The sequence below is a fragment of the Gilliamella sp. App6-5 genome (assembly GCF_001690525.1).
Lineage (GTDB): Bacteria > Pseudomonadota > Gammaproteobacteria > Enterobacterales > Orbaceae > Gilliamella > Gilliamella apicola_H.
This window is the reverse complement of sequence record NZ_LZGT01000081.1, coordinates 18,907-40,429: the sequence shown is the minus strand read 5'-3', so window position 1 is coordinate 40,429 and position 21,523 is coordinate 18,907. Positions and strand designations below refer to the sequence as shown.

The 21,523-nt window shown below is 35.5% G+C and carries 18 protein-coding genes; 6 read left to right on the top strand and 12 right to left on the bottom strand.

Features of this window, described 5'->3' with window-relative positions; all coding sequences use genetic code 11:
• Window positions 1-58: 58 nt before the first annotated feature.
• From yajC to A9G24_RS09945, 6 genes are all read right to left on the bottom strand, one after another.
• Window positions 59-388 carry a preprotein translocase subunit YajC gene (gene yajC, locus A9G24_RS09970; RefSeq protein ID WP_065638876.1) on the bottom strand — a complete coding sequence of 110 codons (330 nt, stop codon included), beginning with the start codon at window positions 386-388 and terminating at the stop codon, window positions 59-61.
• Between the two features lie 185 nt (window positions 389-573).
• The gene (locus A9G24_RS09965) at window positions 574-2,316 is read right to left on the bottom strand and encodes an NADH-quinone oxidoreductase subunit N (protein WP_065638875.1); all 1,743 of its coding nucleotides are present in this window, start codon (window positions 2,314-2,316) and stop codon (window positions 574-576) included.
• 6 nt (window positions 2,317-2,322) lie between these two features.
• Window positions 2,323-3,867 carry a complex I subunit 4 family protein gene (locus tag A9G24_RS09960; RefSeq protein WP_081303160.1) on the bottom strand — a complete coding sequence of 515 codons (1,545 nt, stop codon included), beginning with the start codon at window positions 3,865-3,867 and terminating at the stop codon, window positions 2,323-2,325.
• Between the two features lie 17 nt (window positions 3,868-3,884).
• Complete coding sequence (locus tag A9G24_RS09955; RefSeq protein WP_176701196.1) at window positions 3,885-5,621, bottom strand: NADH-quinone oxidoreductase subunit 5 family protein; 1,737 nt, start codon at window positions 5,619-5,621, stop codon at window positions 3,885-3,887.
• A 107-nt stretch (window positions 5,622-5,728) separates the two neighbouring features.
• Window positions 5,729-6,031, bottom strand: a complete 303-nt coding sequence (gene nuoK, locus A9G24_RS09950) for an NADH-quinone oxidoreductase subunit NuoK (RefSeq protein ID WP_065638873.1) — start codon at window positions 6,029-6,031, stop codon at window positions 5,729-5,731.
• A 1-nt stretch (window position 6,032) separates the two neighbouring features.
• Window positions 6,033-6,524: an NADH-quinone oxidoreductase subunit J gene (locus A9G24_RS09945; RefSeq protein ID WP_065638872.1), complete on the bottom strand. Its 492-nt coding sequence runs from the start codon at window positions 6,522-6,524 to the stop codon at window positions 6,033-6,035.
• A gap of 351 nt (window positions 6,525-6,875) precedes the next feature.
• Here A9G24_RS09945 and ppc point away from each other — a divergent pair, with 351 nt between their 5' ends.
• Entirely contained in the window at window positions 6,876-9,521 is a 2,646-nt protein-coding gene (ppc, locus tag A9G24_RS09940) for a phosphoenolpyruvate carboxylase (RefSeq protein ID WP_065638871.1), read from the top strand.
• Window positions 9,522-10,085: 564 nt separating this feature from the next.
• Here ppc and A9G24_RS09935 read toward each other — a convergent pair.
• The 5 genes from A9G24_RS09935 to aspS form a co-directional block, all read right to left on the bottom strand.
• Window positions 10,086-11,150, bottom strand: coding sequence for an SEL1-like repeat protein (locus A9G24_RS09935; protein ID WP_065638870.1), 1,065 nt, complete (start codon window positions 11,148-11,150; stop codon window positions 10,086-10,088).
• Window positions 11,151-11,298: 148 nt separating this feature from the next.
• Entirely contained in the window at window positions 11,299-12,762 is a 1,464-nt protein-coding gene (ubiD, locus tag A9G24_RS09930) for a 4-hydroxy-3-polyprenylbenzoate decarboxylase (protein WP_065638869.1), read from the bottom strand.
• 89 nt (window positions 12,763-12,851) lie between these two features.
• The gene (locus A9G24_RS09925) at window positions 12,852-13,268 is read right to left on the bottom strand and encodes a hypothetical protein (protein WP_065638868.1); all 417 of its coding nucleotides are present in this window, start codon (window positions 13,266-13,268) and stop codon (window positions 12,852-12,854) included.
• 14 nt (window positions 13,269-13,282) lie between these two features.
• Window positions 13,283-13,732, bottom strand: a complete 450-nt coding sequence (gene nudB, locus A9G24_RS09920; protein WP_065638867.1) for a dihydroneopterin triphosphate diphosphatase — start codon at window positions 13,730-13,732, stop codon at window positions 13,283-13,285.
• A 9-nt stretch (window positions 13,733-13,741) separates the two neighbouring features.
• A complete protein-coding gene (gene aspS / locus A9G24_RS09915; protein WP_065638866.1) occupies window positions 13,742-15,499 on the bottom strand; it encodes an aspartate--tRNA ligase in 1,758 nt (585 codons plus the stop codon).
• A 276-nt stretch (window positions 15,500-15,775) separates the two neighbouring features.
• Here aspS and A9G24_RS09910 point away from each other — a divergent pair, with 276 nt between their 5' ends.
• The 5 genes from A9G24_RS09910 (at window position 15,776) to dusC (ending at window position 20,173) form a co-directional block, all read left to right on the top strand.
• A complete protein-coding gene (locus A9G24_RS09910) occupies window positions 15,776-16,567 on the top strand; it encodes a DUF3100 domain-containing protein (protein WP_065638865.1) in 792 nt (263 codons plus the stop codon).
• The gene (locus tag A9G24_RS09905) at window positions 16,564-17,013 is read left to right on the top strand and encodes a hypothetical protein (RefSeq protein WP_065638864.1); all 450 of its coding nucleotides are present in this window, start codon (window positions 16,564-16,566) and stop codon (window positions 17,011-17,013) included. The genes A9G24_RS09910 and A9G24_RS09905 overlap by 4 nt, the downstream gene beginning before the upstream one ends.
• A gap of 20 nt (window positions 17,014-17,033) precedes the next feature.
• Window positions 17,034-18,353, top strand: a complete 1,320-nt coding sequence (locus A9G24_RS09900; protein ID WP_065638863.1) for an amidohydrolase — start codon at window positions 17,034-17,036, stop codon at window positions 18,351-18,353.
• Between the two features lie 78 nt (window positions 18,354-18,431).
• Window positions 18,432-19,205, top strand: coding sequence for a molybdopterin-synthase adenylyltransferase MoeB (locus A9G24_RS09895; protein WP_065638862.1), 774 nt, complete (start codon window positions 18,432-18,434; stop codon window positions 19,203-19,205).
• Complete coding sequence (gene dusC, locus A9G24_RS09890; RefSeq protein ID WP_065638861.1) at window positions 19,202-20,173, top strand: tRNA dihydrouridine(16) synthase DusC; 972 nt, start codon at window positions 19,202-19,204, stop codon at window positions 20,171-20,173. Before A9G24_RS09895 ends, dusC begins: the two co-directional genes overlap by 4 nt.
• A gap of 424 nt (window positions 20,174-20,597) precedes the next feature.
• On the opposite strand, the gene A9G24_RS09885 is transcribed toward dusC, so the two are convergent.
• Window positions 20,598-21,491: a hypothetical protein gene (locus A9G24_RS09885; protein ID WP_065638860.1), complete on the bottom strand. Its 894-nt coding sequence runs from the start codon at window positions 21,489-21,491 to the stop codon at window positions 20,598-20,600.
• Window positions 21,492-21,523: the final 32 nt, after the last annotated feature.

Here is a 21,523-nt window from a genome sequence, read left to right as displayed (position 1 = left end):
CATATTCTCTTGTGGGATTAGGTAATTAATACAATGAACGATAATAGATAACACTCTATTATAGTGATTTCATTGTTCCTTTTGGTAAAACTGATGTAATAAAGTCACGCTTGATCACAACTTCAGTTGTATCATTTAATTCTAGCGCAATGTAACCATTTTCGTTAACTTTTGATACACGACCTATAAGCCCGCCATTGGTTAACACTTCATCACCTTTTGAAATTGATGCCATTAAATCACGATGTGCTTTAGCACGTTTTTGCTGTGGGCGCATAATCATAAAATAGAAAAATAAACCAAACACAACTAACATAATTGGCATAAAATAATCGCCACCTGGTTGGCTACCATCGGCTGCATAGGCATTAGAGATTAAAAAATCCATACTGGTCCTCTTGTTTCAAACTAAATTTTTAAAGGTCGGAATTATAACACAATAAATAAATCTGTTATTAACTATTTCTTGTCAAAAAGTTTCAGGAAAGTATGCGTTTTAGTATAAAAAGTGTTTTAAGCTACTTTGTTTAATATAACTCCGCCAATCAAGCGATGATGGCGGATAAACGTTGATTACGTGGTTAAATATTGTGCCATGCTAACTAAGTTAAATAACCATTTAGGGTAAATTCCACAAAGCAGTGTCAATAAGGCACATAATACAATGATTAACTCGCTTATTCTAATATCCTTCCATTTTAATTTAATCGAAGCTCCACTTAATATTTGTCCATCACGACAAGGCGGCCTAATATAAAGATTGATAATTAAACGAGCATAAAAGTAAAGCCCCAATGCACTACCAATAACCACAGCGGCAACTAACCACCATAATTCCGCAGTGACGCCTAATAACACCAGTAAAAATCGCCCAACGAACCCCGCAGTTAGTGGTGTCCCTGCTAAAGATAAAAAACCAATGCCCATCGCTAATGCAAGAATTGGTCTGCGCCAAAATAGTCCTGAAAGATCAATTTCGTTTTCATGATCTTGCAGTTCATTAGAATGCGAATCCAAACTGATCGCACCTAATATACAGATATTAGCTAATATATACCCAATTAGGTAAACGCCAATGGTTTCTAATGCAAGCACTTGATACTGGACAGCAATTAAAGCCGTAAATAGATAGCCGAAATGTGCTATTGATGAATAGGCAAGTAACCGCTTTAAGCTACTTTGCTTTAACGCTAATAAATTGCCCCACAAAATAGAACAAAAAGCCATAATAACTAAAATAATACGGATGGTTTCATTATTAACGATCGGTGCCAATAGGAATAGCCTTGCTATGGCACAGAAAACCGCAACTTTTCCAACTGTTGATAATAATAAGGCGACAATCGTTGGCGCGCCTTGATAAACATCCGGCAACCAAAGTTGAAAGGGCACTAGTGATAATTTAAAACCTATACCAACCAACATTAAGCAAACACCCATTAGTAATAATGTGCTTAGGTAAGGCATCGTTGAAAGTTGATAACTTAAACCACTAAAAGTGAGCTCCCCTGTCGTTGCATAATAAAAGGCGATCCCCATCAATAGAAATACACTGGCAACAGCAGATAAAATCATGTATTTGACTGTGGCTTCTAATGAATGAGTTTGTGTATATTGATAACCAATTAGTCCTACAAATGGAATAGATAACAGTTCAATCCCAATAAAAAGGGCGATTAAATGGCTAGCGTATACCAGTGTTACACCTCCTAATGCCATAAAGAGCAGAATCAAATAAAATAATCCGTGATGAATCTGCTCTTGTTTAAACCAGCGATAAGCAAAACATGCAACTGCAATAGATATCATTAAAATCAAACTGGTATAAAGTAAGCCGTAGCCATCACAGGTAAAAAGTGCGGTAATATGGCGCGCTTTCCATTCATCCTTTGAACTACCATCAATTTTTGAATTATCATCAATATTAGAATGAGTATCGATATCTGTCGCTGTATTATCAATCTTACTGTTGTTGATATTACTATCAATACTTGTGTCTTCACTTCCACTTGATGATTCCATAGTGTCATTAGGTACAGTATCAATTGCGATTGTTTCTTCACTTGATGGATTTGGTTCTTTAGTTGGTTCAGAAACTGACACCGATATTTGCATATTGTCACTGCTGATATCAGTAATAGTCTGAGTACTAAATGAAATTTTATAGCCAACTACTGCAGAACAGATCAACGCACAAACTAATCCACATACCGTTAAAATAGTGCAACCTCTGGTGCTTATTTTAAAAACAAATAGTGAAAATAACAAAACAATGATCGAAAAGCTTAATACAAAAATTGGCGATAAGGCTATCATAGATTATTACTCTCCCACTCGCTCTGTGGCTATGTATTGTTGTGTTTGATTCACGACAGAATAAGACATATCTAAAACCACTTGAGGATACAAACCAATAAAAATAAGGACAATTAAGATGCTCGATAATAATAAAAGATCTTTCTTACTGAGCAGATGCTTTGTTGCAACACCTTTATCAATAGCACCATAAAAAATTGGCTGCATCCGTACAATAAATGATATCGACAGTAATAATAAACCAATAACTAACAAAATTGTATAAAATGAAAAAGTGTTATAACTACCAAGTAACATCATATAATTACCAACAAAATTAGCTGTACCTGGAATCCCTAATACCGCTAATAAAAAATACAGGGTAAACGAAGATAGATAAGGCACACGCTCTTTAAGCCCAACAAATTGGCTTATATTTCGTGTTGAATAGCATTCAACTAGCAATCCACTAATGATAAACATGCCAACTATTGCTAAATTGATGGCTATCATTTGAATAACCACGCCTTGATAAGCAATAACAGAACCACTATAAATAATTGCCGTCACAAACCCCATTAATGCGATATGAATATAAGCGATGAGTTTTTTTATATCAGTTTGATTAAATGCAAGTAATGCAGCATAAATAACCGTAAGCAGGGCAAAAGCTAACATGAATGGCATAATCATGATTGAAGCATTAGGAAATAGCGGTATAACAAAACGCAGTAAACCAAATGTAGCTGTATTGAGTAATAAACCACTGATCATCATTGAGCCAGTTGTTGAAGATTCGATATTGGCTTCAATAAACCAGCTATGAAAGGGAACAAAAGGAATACGCACAATAAAAGCCGCTAAAAATCCTAGCATGAGCCAAAATTCGGTATCACTTGAAATTGGCGTTTTTGTTAATACCTGATAATCAAACGTCCAATGTCCTGTTAAGTTCCAGTTAGTTAAGGCTAATGACACAATTGAGATTAACATAAGTAAGCTGCTCAATTGGGTATAAATCAAAAATTTGCTGGCACCATTAAAACGTAATTGTGAGCTTGAATCTCGTCGTCCCCATAGCGAAATTAAAAAATAAATAGGAATTGCGACCGCTTCCCAAAAGAAGAACATTAAAAATAAGTCAGTGATAACAAATAACATCATAATGGCTGATGTCATAAATAATAAACATAAGTAAAATAGACCAAGATTGTTTAGGCTTTCTTTACTAGAATAAACAATCGTCAATAACACAATAAATAGTGTTGAGGTGATAACAACCATCGATAGACCATCTAAAACAAGATGAAAATGAATACCTAACAAAGGAATCCAGTCTAGATTCACTTCCTGTACCCAGTTTGTCCCTTGATTCAACACATTTATGGCATCTATCCAAAATACTATCGCCATCAATAATGTAATGCAAATTGTAATAAACGCTACCATTATTGGTAGTTTTGACCAGCGCATTTGTACATCGACGGAAACAACGCCTCTTTGTAAACATACATGGCATAACCAACCAATAAATCCGCCTATTACAGGTAAAAAAACAAGCCATAATAACATGAATGATTACACCTTTATTAAATAAAAATCAGTAACATTAATATGATAATGCTACCTATAACCATCGAGACCATATACCACCGAATTTGCCCATTTTCGAGATCAACGATGAACGAGTTTACTTTTTTGATTCCTCTCATTATCCAATCATCCCATAATGCTAGAGGGTCTTTTTTTAACAAATGGGCCAAATAGACATAAGGTTTAACAAATAGTGTGTTCAACAAATAATCATAATGCCAATCACTATTACATAAACGTAAATAGTATTTTACCATTGGTGTATTTATAATCTCGTGTACCTCACTATTTGGGCGTACATATAAAATATAGGCAATAAGAAAACTTAATCCTGTCACCGCTGCCAACAATAGCTGAAAGGGTAACTGCCCATTGGTATCTAACTCAGCGATTGGAATGATGCCACGAATTGGCAATGGAAAATAGATAAACAATGCTGTGCTAAATATCGATAATATAAAAATTGGGCAAAAACTGATCCATTTAGTTTCTACAAAGTCATGCTTTTTGGATTTGTGATAAAATACCATGGCAATTAAACGCCAAATACCTAAACTGGAAAGTAAAATACCGAGTAAACCAATGGTTCCGGATATCAATTTATCTTGAGCCATTAAGCCCAATATAATATCCCCCTTGATATAAAATGATGATGAAATCCAAGGCATAGCACTTAGTGACAGCATAATTAACAAAAAGACCGCGTATAGCATTGGAAATGATTTAATTAAACCGCCAATTTTGCTTATATCACGTTCACCATAACATTTTTTGATTAAAATTGATGAGGCTAAAATCAGTAATGTGCTTGTTATGGAATAATTAATTAAGCAATTAAGAGACAAGCTCCAACTCTTGGTGGAAAAAGCATAAAATAGATAGCTAATTTGCGCTAAATTGATATAAGTGATAATTCGTTTAATATCATACTGCACTAAGGCGATAGTGCTAGCAAACAATATGGTTAATGATGACATTATCGATATAATAGCAAGGACATCGCTCGACATCATAAACAAATTACTAAGTCTTAAAACTAAATACACTCCCGTCAAAATCACTGTTGAAGATTGTAACAAAGCTACAGCAGGCATTGGTGCTAATGTTGTTTCGACAAACCATGAATGCATAGGAAATAGTGCAGACTTACTCATTGCTCCAAGGAACAACATTAAAGTTATCCAAAATATGATGTCTGAGTCAACAGCCAAGTTATCATGTGCTTGTGCCAATACATCATGAATATTTAATGTTTCTACAGTTTGATACAATAAAAATATGCCAATAATTAAAAAGATATCAGTTAAATGCATAATGATAAAGGCTTTTGCAGCAGCATAACCATTTCGAGCCTGTTTATAGTAAATACCGATCAGTAAGTAAGTACTTAGACTCACTCCTTCCCAGCCAATTAACATAACAAATAGATTATCAACTAATATGATGGTTAATATACTGGCAATTAACAAATTACTATAAGCATAAAAAGTATAAATATCCTTTCTTGACGTTAAATAGCAAGCAGCAAAAAAGTATATCAAAAAACCAAAGAACGATATTAAAACTAAAAATGTTAGTGATAAACCATCCAATATTAAAGCAATCGGCACCGAAAATTCACCCACAGAGAACCAATTCCACAATGGTCTAGAATAAACTAAAGCCATGTCAGGTACCGTGTTTGAACTAAAATCAATGTAAGAAAATAGAGTAATTAATGCAATGATCAGCATCGTAGTAATGCCTATAATCATCACATTAATTGTTCGAATATGTCTCCCTAGCAAAACCAATATTAAAAAAGAGAGCAAGGGAACAATAATAGTTAAATAAAGTAAATTCATCCTTTCATTTCACTCAATGAGTCAATATTAAAGATTTTTCGACGGTAGAATAGTTTCATCATTAATGCAAGACCAACGCAAACCTCTGCTAAGGTTGTTATTACCGCTAATATTGCAAGTACTTGTCCATCGGATTGTTGCCAATAGCTACTTGCCGCAAATAATGCGACTATCGCACCATTGTTCATAACAATCAAGCTAAGTAATAAAAAATAGAGATGGCGCCGAATCATTATTCCTAGCAGTCCAATCACAAATAAAATAGAAGATAAAATAAGACTGTGCATAAGTGGAATCATATTATTTCTCCGACATAAGCCGATGCATAAAATGGTAAGTAATCACGGCTGCACCCAATAATAAAAATATCGCTAGTTCAGCCATTAAAATGTAAGCATATACAGACATTTCATGCATTAATTCATGAGACTCTTTCAGTTCTGAATAGTTAGCATTTACTACGCCATAAATAAGAGCCACAAGTAAAATAAAAGCTAAAATCAGTGGCCCTAACCAGATTTTAGGGCTAATACCCCGTTTATTGTTTTCTACATTATCAACACTAATTTTCAGAATAGATGCGACAAGTAAAAAAAGTGTCCCCGATCCGCCAATAAATAATAGGATATATAAAAAAGCAGAAAAATACGTTGCAAGCAGGATAAATATCAGCGCTGATGCAAAAAGTGAAATACAAAGATATAAGATTGCTTTATCAATCCGTAAACTACTAATCACTTTTACACTGGCAAAAACAGCAATAATCGACGCAATATAAAAAACAACGATCATTAAATAATCCAATATGTATTGATAATGCTTTAGTATATACCCAAATGATATTAAGATACAGTTTACAAACACAGTGTTTATCGAAAATTAAACTCGTTAAGCTGTATTGTCTTAAACTTTTCGCGATTAAAAGAACATTATTATTTCTTGATTTTTTCATAGTAAATATAATTAAAACAACTAAAAATAATAAAAACCATAAAATTTTATTATTTAAATTCAAAGCAACATTGTTATAAAGTATATAACTTACGCACATTAACCAACAATTATACCTATCCCATTAATTTATCATTTGGGTCATGCAGCTTAAAGATGCTTAGGCATAATAAAATCGAAGACGAGAAAATCATGAATCATAAATATTCCTCAATGCGAAGTAATGTCAATATGTTAGGCACTTTACTGGGCAATGCGATAAAACGCGCCACTGGCAATGAAACCTTTGATTTAGTTGAAAAAATAAGAAAACTATCAAAATCGGCTCAACAAGGAAACACCCAAGCACATAATGAGCTACTCAAACTAATTGAAAACCTTAATGATGATGATTTATTACATGTTGCACGCGCATTTAATCAGTTTTTAAATTTAGTCAATACGGCTGCTGAATATTATGGTATTTCTCCCCATGGAGAAGCATCTAGTAGCCCCAAAAAAATGACTGAATTATTTAGTACACTTAAAAATCTTAATTTTTCAACTCAAACTATTACAGAAGCGATTAATGAGTTATCGATTGAATTGGTGCTAACTGCACACCCGACCGAAATTAATCGCCGAACCATGATAAATACTTATACGGCTATTAATAACTGTTTATCTCAACTGGATCATGATGATTTAGCCGACTATGAAATAGAACGAATTATGCGCCGTTTAAAACAGTTAGTTTGTCAGGCATGGTATACCGATGAAATCCGCAAAAAACGCCCTACCCCCATTGATGAAGCCAAATGGGGTTTTTCGGTCATTGAAGATAGCTTATGGGAAGGCGTGCCTCTCTTTTTGCGTGAGCTTAATGACCAGTTAGTAGATGCCTTTGATGAGCAATTACCGGTTGAGCATGTGCCTATTAAATTCACCTCATGGATGGGCGGAGATCGTGATGGTAATCCAAATGTGACAGCAAAAGTGACCGAAAAGGTCATGCTACAAGCTAGATTAAAAGCCATTGAGTTATTTCTAGCCGATATTCAAATACTTGTTCGTGAACTTTCAATGACGGAATGTAGTGATTCAGTTATTGATCTGTTAGATGAAAAAAACAAAACCGTTTCCGAGCCCTATCGAGCTGTAATGAAACAGTTACGAACACGTTTAATTACCACTCACAATTATATTGAAGCTTTGCTGAATAATGAAAGAGTATTACCACCTAGTGATATTTTAATAAAAAATGAACAATTATGGATACCGCTTTATACCTGTTATGAGTCATTAATTGATAATGGCATGTCAACCATAGCCCATGGTCCATTGCTTGATACTTTACGACGCATAAAAATTTTTGGTTTACAATTAGTCAGATTAGATATTCGCCAAGACAGCTCTGCACATACTGAGGCGCTTGACGCATTAACTAAAGAACTTAATTTAGGCAGCTATGCAAAATGGTCAGAGGAAGAAAAACAAGCATTTTTATTAACAGAGTTACAATCTAATCGACCATTATTACCTTATAGCTGGCAACCAGATCAAATGGTCCAAGAAGTATTAGATACTTGTCGTGTAATAAAAAAAGCTGGCGAAGAATCGATTGCCTCTTACGTAATATCAATGGCTAAAGCCCCTTCTGATATATTAGCCGTTTACTTATTATTGAAAATTGTTGATTGCCAAAAATATATTCCAGTTGCACCGTTATTTGAAACATTAGAAGACTTAAATAACGCAAAATCGGTGATGCAAAAACTGCTGGATATTCCTTGGTATCGCAATAAAATTCAAGGTAAGCAGATGGTGATGATAGGCTACTCTGACTCGGCTAAAGATGCAGGAACACTCGCAGCATCTTGGGCACAATATCGATCGCAAGAAGAATTAGTTAGCTTATTCAAAAAATATAATACTAATTTAGTACTATTCCACGGGCGAGGAGGTTCAATAGGTCGAGGTGGAGCACCAGCGCATGCCGCACTACTTTCACAACCCCCAGGATCATTAAAAGGCGGGCTTAGAGTTACCGAACAAGGCGAAATGATTCGTTTCAAACTTGGTCTACCAGAAGTGGCGCTCAGCAGTTTAATGCTGTATACATCAGCGATTTTACAAGCCAACTTATTGCCACCGCCAGCACCCAAACATGAATGGCGCGAGATCATGGATAAAATGTCAGAACTTTCATGCAATTGCTATCGCAGTTATGTACGAGAACGTGCTGAGTTTGTTGATTATTTTAGAGCAGTAACGCCAGAGGCTGAATTAGGTAGATTACCACTTGGTTCCAGACCACAAAAACGTCGCATGTGCGGTGGTATTGAAAGTTTACGTGCTATCCCATGGATTTTTGCTTGGACACAAAACCGTTTAATGGTACCGTCTTGGCTTGGTGCTGGTAGTGCACTTAGAGCAGCAATTGCAGATGGTAAACAAAATCTTCTTAAAGAGATGTATCACAATTGGCCTTTTTTTAATTCCCGATTAGGTATGCTTGAAATGGTCTATGCCAAAGCGGCACCAAACATCCACGAATATTATGAACAACGTTTAGTTGATCCTGCTTTATGGCCATTAGGCGAAGAGTTAAGAAATTTGTTAACCCAAGATATCAATACCGTGCTAACCATTACTGATGATATTAGCTTAATGGCTGATTTACCGTGGATAGCACAGTCGGTGGCTTTGCGTAATACTTATATTGAACCATTAAATTTATTACAGGCTGAATTATTAAGTCGTTCACGAAAATACAGCGATAACGAGAATATCATCGTAGAACAGGGATTAATGATTACTATTTCTGGAATTGCAGCTGGTATGCGAAACTCAGGTTAAAAAAGATCAATGCTTTTTCTGTTGTTAACAAAGAACTCGCTTTTTAACGAGTTCTTTGATCTCATTGATGTATAAAATAGCCAAAGCGATTGCTCAATGTCGAAAATACTCAAATGTCCTAAATCCAACTGTATCAAATATAAGTTCGTTCCACCGAACAAAAAGCGATCTTATTACCAATAAAAATCGTCAGAAAACACATTGATTTTATTTAATTTTTTATTTTTTGTTTTTTAACAAAGATCATTTATTGATGTAATATGGGGCAAAAAACAAGTGCTGATAATAGATTGATATATCAAGAGGGAAATCAAAAGGAAGTATATTTATAATAGCTCCAAAAGCACCGATATTTTTACTACCAGACAGGTATGAATTGATAAAACAACTATCCAAAAATATCGCCGTTATGACTAATCAAACACAGCACATTATTATCACAATGAACAAAAAGGTATGGTAGACGATAGCGTATTTTTAAGTCTTTTTTGATAGCATCCCAATAAAAAACAAACCCCAAATGATATCGAGGTTTGTCAACAATCTAAAAAGCGCCATGCTTTTTTATTTTTTAGGTAATAACTGTTCTAAATAAGCTTTAGCGTCTTGATCCCCTTGCTCGCTAGCTTTAGTAAACCAATAGATAGCACGCTCTTGATCTTTATCAACACCTTCACCTTCTAGATATTTAACGCCCAAATTATATTGAGCATCAACGCTGCCTTGCTCTGCAGCTTTTAGATACCATTCAACGGCTTTTTTCTCGTCTTTAGCAACACCACCGCCTACATCATACATCACGCCAATATTATATTGAGCATCAGCATTGCCGGCTTCAGCAGCTTTAGTAAACCAATAGGCTGCTTGCGTATTATCGGGTTTTGTTCCCGTTCCTGTTGCATACATAATGGCTAAATTATACATAGCTAGCACATGCCCTCGTTGTGCCGCTTGTGTATAAAAATAGCTAGCAGCCATATAATCTTGTGTCAGACCCTCACCATTTTCTGACATTAGCCCCAAATAATATTGTGCTTCTGGAATATTATCTTTCGCAGCTTTGCTAAACCAGTCCGCTGCAGTCATGCGATCTTCGGGTACGCCATCACCAAAAAAATAGATCATACCCAAGTTTAAATAAGCATCATAAATACCTTCATCACCTGCTTGTGTAAAATAGTCAATTGCAGTTAATGTGTTTTTTTCTACGCCCTCACCTTCTTGATACATTAAAGCTAAATTATATTTAGCCAATGCATAATTTTGATCAGATGCTAATTTAAAATATTTAACTGCTTCGTTTAAATCACGATTGGTTCCCAATCCGCTTTGATACATAAACGCTAAATTATTTTGTGCTTTGGCAAGTCCTTGCTCTGCTGCTTTTTTATACCAAAAAAAAGCACGAACATCACTAGCTTCAACACCCAGTCCTTGTTTATAAACACCACCTAATGAATACTGAGCTTCTGCGTTTCCTTTTTCTGCAGACAAGCGTAAAGATGGGAGCAGTAACTCTGACTCTTTAATCTTTAATTGCGTATCGTCAGACTGGACCCTATAATTTGTAGCCATTGCACCATAAGAAATAGATAATAGTAGTACTAATAAAATTCGATTTTTTTTCATATTTTTTAATTATAGTGACATTAATAATAATTATACATAAATGTAGCCAAAGGGAATAGCGTTTGTTTAATACCTATTCAGTATGAAATTATATTTTTTATACCAAGCTGTATAAGTTTATTTTCCCTTTAATAAACAATATATTAAGCTATAAACCAAGTTCATCCCAAATTTCGTCAATCCGAGCAATAACTTTAGGATCTTTCTTGATAACTTTTCCCCATTCACGATTGGTTTCACCCGGCCATTTATTGGTCGCATCCAACCCCATTTTAGAGCCCAATCCTGAAATCGGTGAGGCAAAATCTAAATAGTCGATAGGTGTATTATCAATAAAAGTGGTATCACGCTGCGGGTCCATACGTGTTGAAATAGCCCACATAACATCTTTCCAGTCACGGGCATTAATATCATCATCACAGACAATCACAAATTTTGTATACATAAATTGCCGTAAATAAGACCAAACCCCCATCATGACGCGTTTAGCATGACCTGGATATTGTTTTTTAATTGTCACAATCGCAATACGGTATGAACATCCTTCGGGAGGTAAATAAAAATCGACAATTTCAGGAAATTGTTTTTGTAAAATCGGTATAAAGACCTCATTCAACGCAAGTCCCATTACCGCCGGTTCATCTGGCGGCCTCCCAGTATAGGTTGAATGATAAATCGCATCTTTACGACGAGTTAAATGTGTCACGGTAAATACGGCAAATTGCTCAACTTCATTATAATAGCCGGTGTGATCGCCATACGGACCTTCTGATGCTAATTCATTAGGATCGATATAACCTTCAAGCACGATTTCTGCACTAGCTGGAACATCTAAATCGTTTGATAACGATTTCACCACTTCGGTTCGACTACCACGTAATAAACCAGAAAAAGCATATTCGGATAAAGTGTCTGGAACCGGTGTCACTGCACCTAAAATGGTTGCAGAATCGGCACCAATCACAATGCTAACAGGGAATTTTTGATTAGGATTTGCTTGTTGCCACTCGGCAAAATCAAGCGCCCCACCACGATGTGAAAGCCAGCGCATAATTAATTTATTTTTACCTAAAAGCTGCAAGCGATAAATACCCAAATTTTGCCGATCTTTATAAGGACCTTTAGTAATAGTCAGTCCCCAAGATAATAGCGGTGCCACATCATCGGGCCAGCAATGCATAATAGGTAAACGCGTCAAATCCACTTCATCATCCTTAAAAATCACCTCTTGGCAGGGGGCTGATGAACGATGTTTGACAGGCATATTAAACACTTGTTTATATTTAGGTAAGACATTAAAAAATTGCCGTATGCCTTTGGGTGGTTCGGGTTCACGCAAAAATGCCAATAACTCACCGATTTCACGCAAAGCTGAAGTATCTTCACGCCCCATACCCATCGCAACACGTTTGGCAGTACCAAACAGATTACATAAAACAGGCATATCATAACCAATCGGGTTTTCAAATAATAAGGCAGGACCTTCGCTGCGTAATACACGATCAGCAATTTCGGTCATTTCAAGATAAGGATTAACTGGAAAAGTAATTCGTTTTAATTCGCCTTGCTGCTCAAGATAATCTAAAAAGTCTCTAAAATTTGAAAAATGCATGTATTATTACTCCCTGTTACTGACTCATCTTGAGTTAACCAAATCTAAAAGTCTTTTAATCCTTGATGGAAACCTATCATGCAATTGAATTAGTCAGCATCAAAGTTTTCACTGTAAATAGGTACTTGTTTATTTTGATTACAAGCAACAATTTTAGGTAATAGGGTTTCAAACTGTTTTTTGTCAATTTCAATAAATTCATTCTGATCAACTTGATAAAATAAATATTTTTCAGATTCATCATCGAATCGGAACGAGGCTAACCAGTCATTGCGATCATCACTATTTTCATTAGCAAATATCTGAATAATACTATTTTCACGCTTTTCGGGTTGGTCATGTAATTTATAATTAATGATCTTTTCAGCGATTTTAGCGTCATATTCATCAAAAATAATATAATCACTTTGATTGGATTGACACTTTTTTATACTTATTTCAGCATGACTAATTGGTACAAAAAAACATAAATAGGAAAACACAAGAGCAGATAGACTCAATTTCATTTTCGACCTCTTAATTAAGATTTAATCAAACTACTAATTTTACCAATAGCCTCACTGTTATTTGGCGATAAAGTAAGACTGGTAGCCTCATCAATCGTTAGCCATTGATAAGTTAAATGTTCAGTAAGCACGGGTGTTATCTCATTAAGAAGAGGCAGATAAAACCAATGTTCTTTATTTATCTTAACTTCTGGCGCATATCTATGTCTAAATTGAGGAAAAATCTCAAACTCAACGGTATGCATTGCATCAATTAACTCAAGATGTTGCCCTATAATATCAATGCCTGTTTCTTCAAAAACTTCACGAATCGCAGTATCTAATGGCGATTCATTAGCTTCCATGCTACCTGTAACTGATTGCCAAAAAAAAGGATCATCTTGACGTTGCAACATAAGGCAGCGATTTGTTGTCTGGCAGAAAATCACCACCAGAACAGATTCAGGATTTTTGAATTTTTGCATCAAATATCGCTATTTTTTACTTACTTCAATACCTAGTTCAGTTAATGCCACCGCGTTAGCTGGGCTTGGAGCATCGGTTAATAAACATGCTGCTGCTGTTGTTTTAGGAAATGCTATCACATCACGAATATTATCGGTTCCACTTAATAACATACTTAATCTATCTAATCCAAATGCTAACCCTGCATGTGGTGGTGTGCCGTATTTTAATGCATCAAGTAAAAAGCCAAATTTTTCACGTTGATCATGTTCATCAATACCTAAAATTGAAAAAACCGCTTGCTGCATTTCACTACGATGAATACGAACCGATCCGCCACCAACCTCATAACCATTTATAACCATATCATAAGCATTTGCAACAGCATTTTCCGGGTTTTTGATAAGTTCTTCTGGTGTATAATCTTTTGGTGATGTAAATGGATGATGCATTGCACTTAGTCCTTCATCGGTTTCTTCAAACATAGGGAAATCAACAACCCAAAGAACTGCCCATTTACTTTCATCAGTTAAGCCTAAATCCTTACCAACTTTTAAACGTAATGCGCCGAGTGCATCACTCACAACTTTATAACTATCAGCACCAAATAATAGAATATCGCCATCTTTAGCATTGGTTCGATTAAGTAGGGCTTCCATTTGTGATTCATTAAAGAATTTTGCCACAGGACTTTGTACGCCTTCTAGCCCTTTATGCCGTTCATTAACCTTAATCCATGCCATACCTTTAGCACCATAAACCGAAATGAATTGTGTATATTCATCTAACTGCTTGCGAGTTAATTGGGCGCCATTTGGTACACAAAGTAAAGCTACGCGACCTTTAGGATCATTGGCTGGAGTTGAAAACACTTTAAAATCAACATCTTTAACAATATCAGCCACATCAATAATTTCGAGCGGATTACGTAAATCGGGTTTATCGCTACCAAAACGACGCATTGCCTCAGCAAAAGTCATGATAGGGAACTTGCCTAAATCGACATTCTTAACATGCAGCCAAAGTTCACGAATCATTTGTTCCATAACCTCACGCACTTGTTCGGCTGTCATAAATGAAGTTTCAACATCGATTTGAGTAAATTCAGGTTGACGATCGGCACGTAAATCTTCATCTCGAAAACATTTTACAATTTGATAATAGCGATCAAATCCTGACATCATCAGCAATTGCTTAAATAATTGTGGCGATTGTGGAAGCGCATAAAATTCACCTTTATGAATTCGGCTTGGCACTAAATAGTCTCGAGCCCCCTCTGGTGTTGCTTTGGTTAACATTGGAGTTTCAATATCTAAAAAACCATGCTCATTCATAAATGAACGAACAAACGCAGTAATTTTGGCTCGAGTTTTAAAAATCGTTGCCATTTCAGGGCGACGAAGATCTATATAACGATATTTTAAACGCTGTTCTTCACTATTATTTTGATTAAAATCAAGAGGTAAAACATCACTACGGTTAAATATAGTCAGCTCAGTGGCCAAAATTTCAACCTCGCCAGTTGCCATCTCTTTGTTGATTTGACCTTCAGGTCGAGCTCTCACTTTCCCTTTGATCTGAATACAAAATTCATTACGTAACTCACCAGCAAGTTGATACGCTTGTTGATAATCAGGGTCGAAAAACACCTGAACAATGCCTTCACGATCGCGCATATCAATAAAAATCATACCGCCTAAATCTCGACGTTTATTGACCCATCCACACAATGTTACTTCTTGATTAATATGAGATGCCGTTAACTGACCGCAATAAATTGAACGCATAAAATATCCTGTTTAAGTACCAATCTTTAAAAATAGCGTTTATTATAAAACAAATAAAACCCTTATAAAGGCATTTATTGAGATTTCTTCTTTAATTGTTTAAATATTTGTGTTGTCATTACCATATTGTTTACTAACGCGTAATTGATGAAACTTGTTTGTTGACGTAAGTAAATTAGGTTGTGTATATTAAATGCACAATAATAATTGTTGATCACGATTTTAGTGACCATAACTAATTTTATTAACAATAAAATATTCTATGAGGCCATAAGGATGGAAATTTTAAAAGACTATAGAGTACATGCTCTTGCACTAGTCGTTGTTTTAGTATGTGAGTTCATCGGTAAACAATCGATCTGGACTATCTCAGTGTACCCGATGTTATACGCTATGATTATTGGCGGAATAATTAGCCTTCCCAAATTAAAAATATTAAAACTAAAAAATATGAACCATGCCAGTGCCATCATGATTGTCACGTTAATGCTACTTGTTGCCAAGCTCGGCGTCTCGGTTGGTCCTAAAATTGATATGATTCTAAAAGATGCGAAGTTAGCCTTAATTTTTCAAGAGTTGGGGCATTTTGCCGGCACGATTTTATTAGGTTTACCACTGGCAATGATATTAGGCATGAAACGTGAAGCGGTGGGCGCAACGTATTCAGTTGCTCGCGAACCCAATATCGCGATCGTTGCCGATAAATATGGATTAGATTCTGCTGAAGGTCGAGGCGTTATGGCGATGTATGTTTGTGGCACACTTTATGGTGCTATTTGGATGAGCATACTTGCTAGTGTAATGGCAAAATTAGATATCCTCCATCCTTATGCATTAGCGATGGGGGCTGGAGTTGGAAGTGGTAGTATGATGGCGGCATCACTTGCACCAATAAGTGACCTTTATCCTGAAATGGCTAGTGAAATCAAAGCCTATGCAACAACCGCAAACTTAATGTCGAGTATTGTTGGCATTTATATTTATACGCTATTTTCATTACCTTTTGCCTCTTTCTTATATAATCTTTTTGCCCGCTTACGACGTAACAAAGAAGGATCGCTATCATGAAATGCCTAGAAACAATATTTTTACTGATCTTAGTTGCCATTATTATGGCTGCCGGCAATACGGTGGGCTACAAAATCGATTTTATGCTGTCATTACAAGCATTATCAATCTTAGTTGCTATATCAATAGTCGGCTATTTTGTTGGTAAAATTCCACTATTAAACAAATTCCCAGTTATTTTATGGGTATCAGTCGTAGCCGCAGCAGCTTCATCACCAATATTTCCTTATCACGAACAAGTCGTTTCAATTACTGATCAGGTTTCTTTATTGGCTGTTTGTACCCCAGTACTTGCTTATGCAGGACTAGCTATTGGCAAAGATTTAGCATTATTTAAAAGTATCTCTTGGCGAATCATCCCTGTTTCGTTAGCCGTGTTTTCAGGTACCTTTATTTTTGCGGCAATCATTGCACAAATCACCTTGCATTGGGAAGGTGTTATCTAATTTGAATTAGGATTTAACGTATGACAAACGAAGAACTAAAAAAAAAGGTTTGTAACGCAATAGCAAACCGAAAAGCTGACATCAAAGCGATTGCTCAGTCAATTTGGGCAGAACCAGAACTTGGTTATAAAGAACACAAAACCGCTAAAAAAGTCGAAGAAGCTTTTGAAAAATTAGGTGTACCATTTAAAAATAAATTAGCTATAACTGGCGTAAAAGCTCGCTTAAAAGGTGGAAAAGGTAGTAAGTACAGCATTGCTGTTATTGGCGAGCTTGATGCCATTATTTGTGCTGATCACCCTGCTGCTGACGAAATATCTGGCGCTGCGCACTGTTGTGGGCATAATGCGCAAATTGCCAATATGATGGCAGTCACAATGGGATTAATTGATGCAGGGGCTATGCAATTTTTAGCAGGCGATGTCGTACCTTTTGCGGTACCTGCTGAAGAATATGTTGAAATCACTTATCGAAATCGCTTAATTGAAGAAGGTAAAATCAAATATATTGGTGGCAAACCAGAGCTAATTTCGCGGGGTGAATTTGACGATGTTGATATGGCACTGCAAATACACTTAACTAGCGTACCCAATGACCGCCAAGATGGTTTTATCGAAATATCAACCACCAGTAATGGTTTTATCGGTAAACTGATTAAATATAAAGGCGAAGCGTCACACGCGGCGGCTGCGCCACATGCGGGTGTCAATGCTTTAAATGCAGCTATGATGGGAATGATGGGTGTGCATGCTATTCGCGAAACATTTCAAGAAAAAGACTATATTAGATTCCACCCAATTATTACCCAAGGCGGTGATTTAGTTAATGTGGTTCCAAGCGATGTCAGAATGGAAAGCTATGTACGAGCAGGCAATGTGCCCGCCATGATTGATGCCAATGAGCGAATTAATCAAGCACTAAAAGCAGGCGCTATGGCGGTTGGGGCAACCTGTGAAATTAAGGACTTGCCTGGCTATCTACCATTAAATAACAACTCAACGCTTAACGAGCTGTTAAAACGTAATGCCGAAGCGTTAATTGGTAAAGAAAATGTTTCGGTTGCCCCTCATATGACAGGAAGCACGGATACTGGCGATCTATCCCACATTATGCCTGTTAGCCACCCATGGATTGGTTCGGTTCGCGGTGTTTTACACGGTAAAGATTATACCGTATTTGATGAAGATATGGCTTACATCCGTCCCGCACAAATGATGGCCTGTACAATTATCGATTTACTTTATGACGACGCAAAACCAGCACAAACACTGATGTCAGAATATAAACCACTCATGACCAAAGAAGAATATTTAACATTCCTATCTGGTTTTGACAAATAATCTTAATGGCTTGGCACTTTATTGTGCCAAGTTTCTGTTATAATGCTTCTTCATAATTAACCACAATAAATACCCACTATGCAAGAACTGACTGATCAAGAACTGTTTCGTTATGATAGACAAATCACATTGCATGGTTTTGATATTGATAAACAACAAATATTAAAAAACAGTTCAGCACTGATCATCGGTTTAGGTGGACTCGGCTGTGCGGCATCGCTCTATTTGGCTGCATCAGGTTTAGGTAAATTAACATTAATTGATTTTGACACCATATCAAAATCCAACTTAAATCGACAAATCTTATATACTGAAAGCGCTATCAATCAATACAAAGTCGAGGTGGCAAAAGAGGCCTTAACCAATATCAATGCCAATACGTCAATTGAAACAGTGCATCAGCAACTTGACGATGACAAGCTCATTTCGCTTATCAAACAGCATAATATTGTCATCGACTGCACTGATAACTTAGTGACACGAGAGCAAATTAACCGTTGTTGTTTTCATGTAAAAAAACCGCTAGTTTCTGGAGCGGCTATCCGTATGGAGGGGTTATTAAGCGTATTTACTTATCAACCTGATGAACCTTGTTATCACTGTTTGAGCCACTTATTTGGTCAAGATCAACTCACATGTGTTGAAGCGGGTGTCATGGCGCCACTTGTTGGCATGTTTGGCACCATGCAAGCCTTAGAAGCCATCAAAGTGCTAACCCAATATGGAAAACCATTAATTGGTCGTATATTAATGATTGATACAATGACAATGGAATTTAACCAAGTTAAATTTACCAAACAACTTAACTGTCGCATTTGTGGAAATAGTCATACTAATCAGGTTTCTCAATGAAAATTAACCGAATTATTTTAGCGCCCATGGAGGGTGTGCTTGATTATCAAGTCAGGCAACTTTTAACTGAAATTAACCAATTTGATTATTGTGTGACTGAATTTATTAGAGTAACCCATCATAAATTATCTAATCGGACTTTTTATCGCCTGTGTCCTGAGCTTTACCATAACGGAAAAACTAAATCTGGCACGCCAGTTCGGGTACAAATTCTTGGCCAGTCGCCAGAGTGGATGGCGGAAAATGCCGTTAAAGCTATTGAATTAGGCTCTTATGGTATCGATATCAATTTTGGCTGCCCAGCCAAAACGGTCGTTGGCAGTCACGGAGGCGCTTATTTATTACAATATCCCGAACAGATATTTAATATTGTCAGCCAAGTAAGGCAAGCAATAGGGGCAACAAATAAATTATCAGTCAAAATTCGCTTAGGATGGGATAATAAATCACATTGCCACGACATCGCCAGCGCCATTGAGCTTGCCGGTGCTAATGAAATTGCTATTCATGGTAGAACCAAAGAAGATGGTTATAAAGCCGAAAAAATAGATTGGCAAACAATAGGTCAAGTCAAGCAACATCTAAACATACCCGTTATTGCTAATGGTGAAATTTTTTCTATTGAGGATGCAAAAAATTGCATAAACCAAAGCCAAACTAACGATATTATGCTAGGCCGTGGTATTTTAACGATTCCTAACTTGGCCAATATGATTCGGACTGAACAATCAGCATTCAGTTGGCAACAAGTGATGGAAATTTTAATCCACTATGCGACATCCTCCATTGATGACGTTAAACCGCTTTATCATTCTGCACGCATCAAACAGTGGCTTGCTTACTTAAAACAGCACTATGCTCAAGCAGCAGACGTCCTACAAAATATTAGAACACTCAAATCACAGCAAGAAATCTATGATTTCTTAACTAGTGGTGATAAAAATAATATATATTCAACCAATAAATAAGCTACGTTACATATTACTAATCAAAATATAATCTCCTTAATTGCTATTAAAATATTAATTAACTTTAATAAGCAAAGGTTATATTTTGTCTTTTTTTCTATAAAAACAACTCATACATTAAATTGATTTTATTTAATTTTTTATTTATCGCTTTAATAAACCAGTATTATTTTTGACCAATTTTTTTGGGGTGATTAAATGACTGTTATTAAGGCGCTCTATTCGTAGTTTTTCGGATTTGTCTGCTACTGGCGCTTTGCTATGTTATATAAACCGTTGATTTTTTTATTAAAAATAACAACAATAAAAACTTGGATAAAATCAATACTTTTCCTGACAGTTTGTTGTTTGGTGTTCAATGTCAAGGAGGAGATTTGATGGCCCCTCCTTTAAAAGGGCGTTCAATTTCATCACTTTGATTTTATTATGTTTGTTTTAGAAAATAATGCTTAGTCACTTTATTAAGAATTAAACAAATTAGCATAATAAGCAATATCAACAGGAGCAGGCTACGACCTGCACGAATCAATATATCAGCGTTAATATAATATCTTATCGGCATTTTGTACATGAAAGTAAAATAAAGAATGTCACAAATAAAAATCATCATGGCAGATACAGAAACACTTTTAATGAGTTTTTCTGATTGAATTTTATTAAAGGGCTGTTTAAAACATTTTTTAGACAAAAACATCCCAAACAATATAGCGCCAATATACAAAAACTCTTGAAAATAACGAAAACTTAAGTTAAAAGCATTAACAATTAATACATATCCTTTAATCAAAATAAAACAAATAAACGTTGAAAATAAAATGAAGTGAATATTTGAGCTATTAGTTTCTGTAATTGCAAATGTCTGTTTGCTTTTTATAAAGTATTTTTCAAATAAATTTGTTAAATAGTAAATTAATAAGCTGTATAGCAAAGCGTAAAAAATAACTGATGAAATAATAATTATTATTTTCGGAAAAATAGCTAGCTCGTAGAAATAAATAATTATACTTTGTTGAATAAATGCAGCAATTATTGAAAATATTATCATCATAAAAATCAATAATATTACATTGATTTTATTAATAATATGAACATTTTTGTAATGAAGAACAAGCGACAACACGCCAAAAACCCATAATGTATCTACAAATTTATTTTGATAGAAATAAAATGAAATACCAAAATCTAGTAACCGAAATACGTCTAAAAAAGTTTCGTAATGGTATTGCACAAATGCGAAATACATTGAAAAAAAACAACTCAATAAAAAATAAACTACACCCCCAATAATGGGGAGAGTAAAAAAAGACACTTTTTTCATCTTATTTCCTTATTAATTTTTACTTAAACGTT

Excerpts from the sequence above, each read along its gene's own strand:
- yajC (WP_065638876.1), bottom strand. The coding sequence starts at position 388 with ATGGATTTTTTAATCTCTAATGCCTATGCAGCCGATGGTAGCCAACCA.
- A9G24_RS09965 (WP_065638875.1), bottom strand. The coding sequence starts at position 2,316 with ATGATAGCCTTATCGCCAATTTTTGTATTAAGCTTTTCGATCATTGTT.
- A9G24_RS09960 (WP_081303160.1), bottom strand. The coding sequence starts at position 3,867 with ATGTTATTATGGCTTGTTTTTTTACCTGTAATAGGCGGATTTATTGGT.
- A9G24_RS09955 (WP_176701196.1), bottom strand. The coding sequence starts at position 5,621 with ATGCTGATCATTGCATTAATTACTCTATTTTCTTACATTGATTTTAGT.
- nuoK (WP_065638873.1), bottom strand. The coding sequence starts at position 6,031 with ATGATTCCACTTATGCACAGTCTTATTTTATCTTCTATTTTATTTGTG.
- A9G24_RS09945 (WP_065638872.1), bottom strand. The coding sequence starts at position 6,524 with ATGATCGTTGTTTTTTATATTGCGTCGATTATTGCTGTTTTTGCCAGT.
- ppc (WP_065638871.1), top strand. The coding sequence starts at position 6,876 with ATGAATCATAAATATTCCTCAATGCGAAGTAATGTCAATATGTTAGGC.
- A9G24_RS09935 (WP_065638870.1), bottom strand. The coding sequence starts at position 11,150 with ATGAAAAAAAATCGAATTTTATTAGTACTACTATTATCTATTTCTTAT.
- ubiD (WP_065638869.1), bottom strand. The coding sequence starts at position 12,762 with ATGCATTTTTCAAATTTTAGAGACTTTTTAGATTATCTTGAGCAGCAA.
- A9G24_RS09925 (WP_065638868.1), bottom strand. The coding sequence starts at position 13,268 with ATGAAATTGAGTCTATCTGCTCTTGTGTTTTCCTATTTATGTTTTTTT.
- nudB (WP_065638867.1), bottom strand. The coding sequence starts at position 13,732 with ATGCAAAAATTCAAAAATCCTGAATCTGTTCTGGTGGTGATTTTCTGC.
- aspS (WP_065638866.1), bottom strand. The coding sequence starts at position 15,499 with ATGCGTTCAATTTATTGCGGTCAGTTAACGGCATCTCATATTAATCAA.
- A9G24_RS09910 (WP_065638865.1), top strand. The coding sequence starts at position 15,776 with ATGGAAATTTTAAAAGACTATAGAGTACATGCTCTTGCACTAGTCGTT.
- A9G24_RS09905 (WP_065638864.1), top strand. The coding sequence starts at position 16,564 with ATGAAATGCCTAGAAACAATATTTTTACTGATCTTAGTTGCCATTATT.
- A9G24_RS09900 (WP_065638863.1), top strand. The coding sequence starts at position 17,034 with ATGACAAACGAAGAACTAAAAAAAAAGGTTTGTAACGCAATAGCAAAC.
- A9G24_RS09895 (WP_065638862.1), top strand. The coding sequence starts at position 18,432 with ATGCAAGAACTGACTGATCAAGAACTGTTTCGTTATGATAGACAAATC.
- dusC (WP_065638861.1), top strand. The coding sequence starts at position 19,202 with ATGAAAATTAACCGAATTATTTTAGCGCCCATGGAGGGTGTGCTTGAT.
- A9G24_RS09885 (WP_065638860.1), bottom strand. The coding sequence starts at position 21,491 with ATGAAAAAAGTGTCTTTTTTTACTCTCCCCATTATTGGGGGTGTAGTT.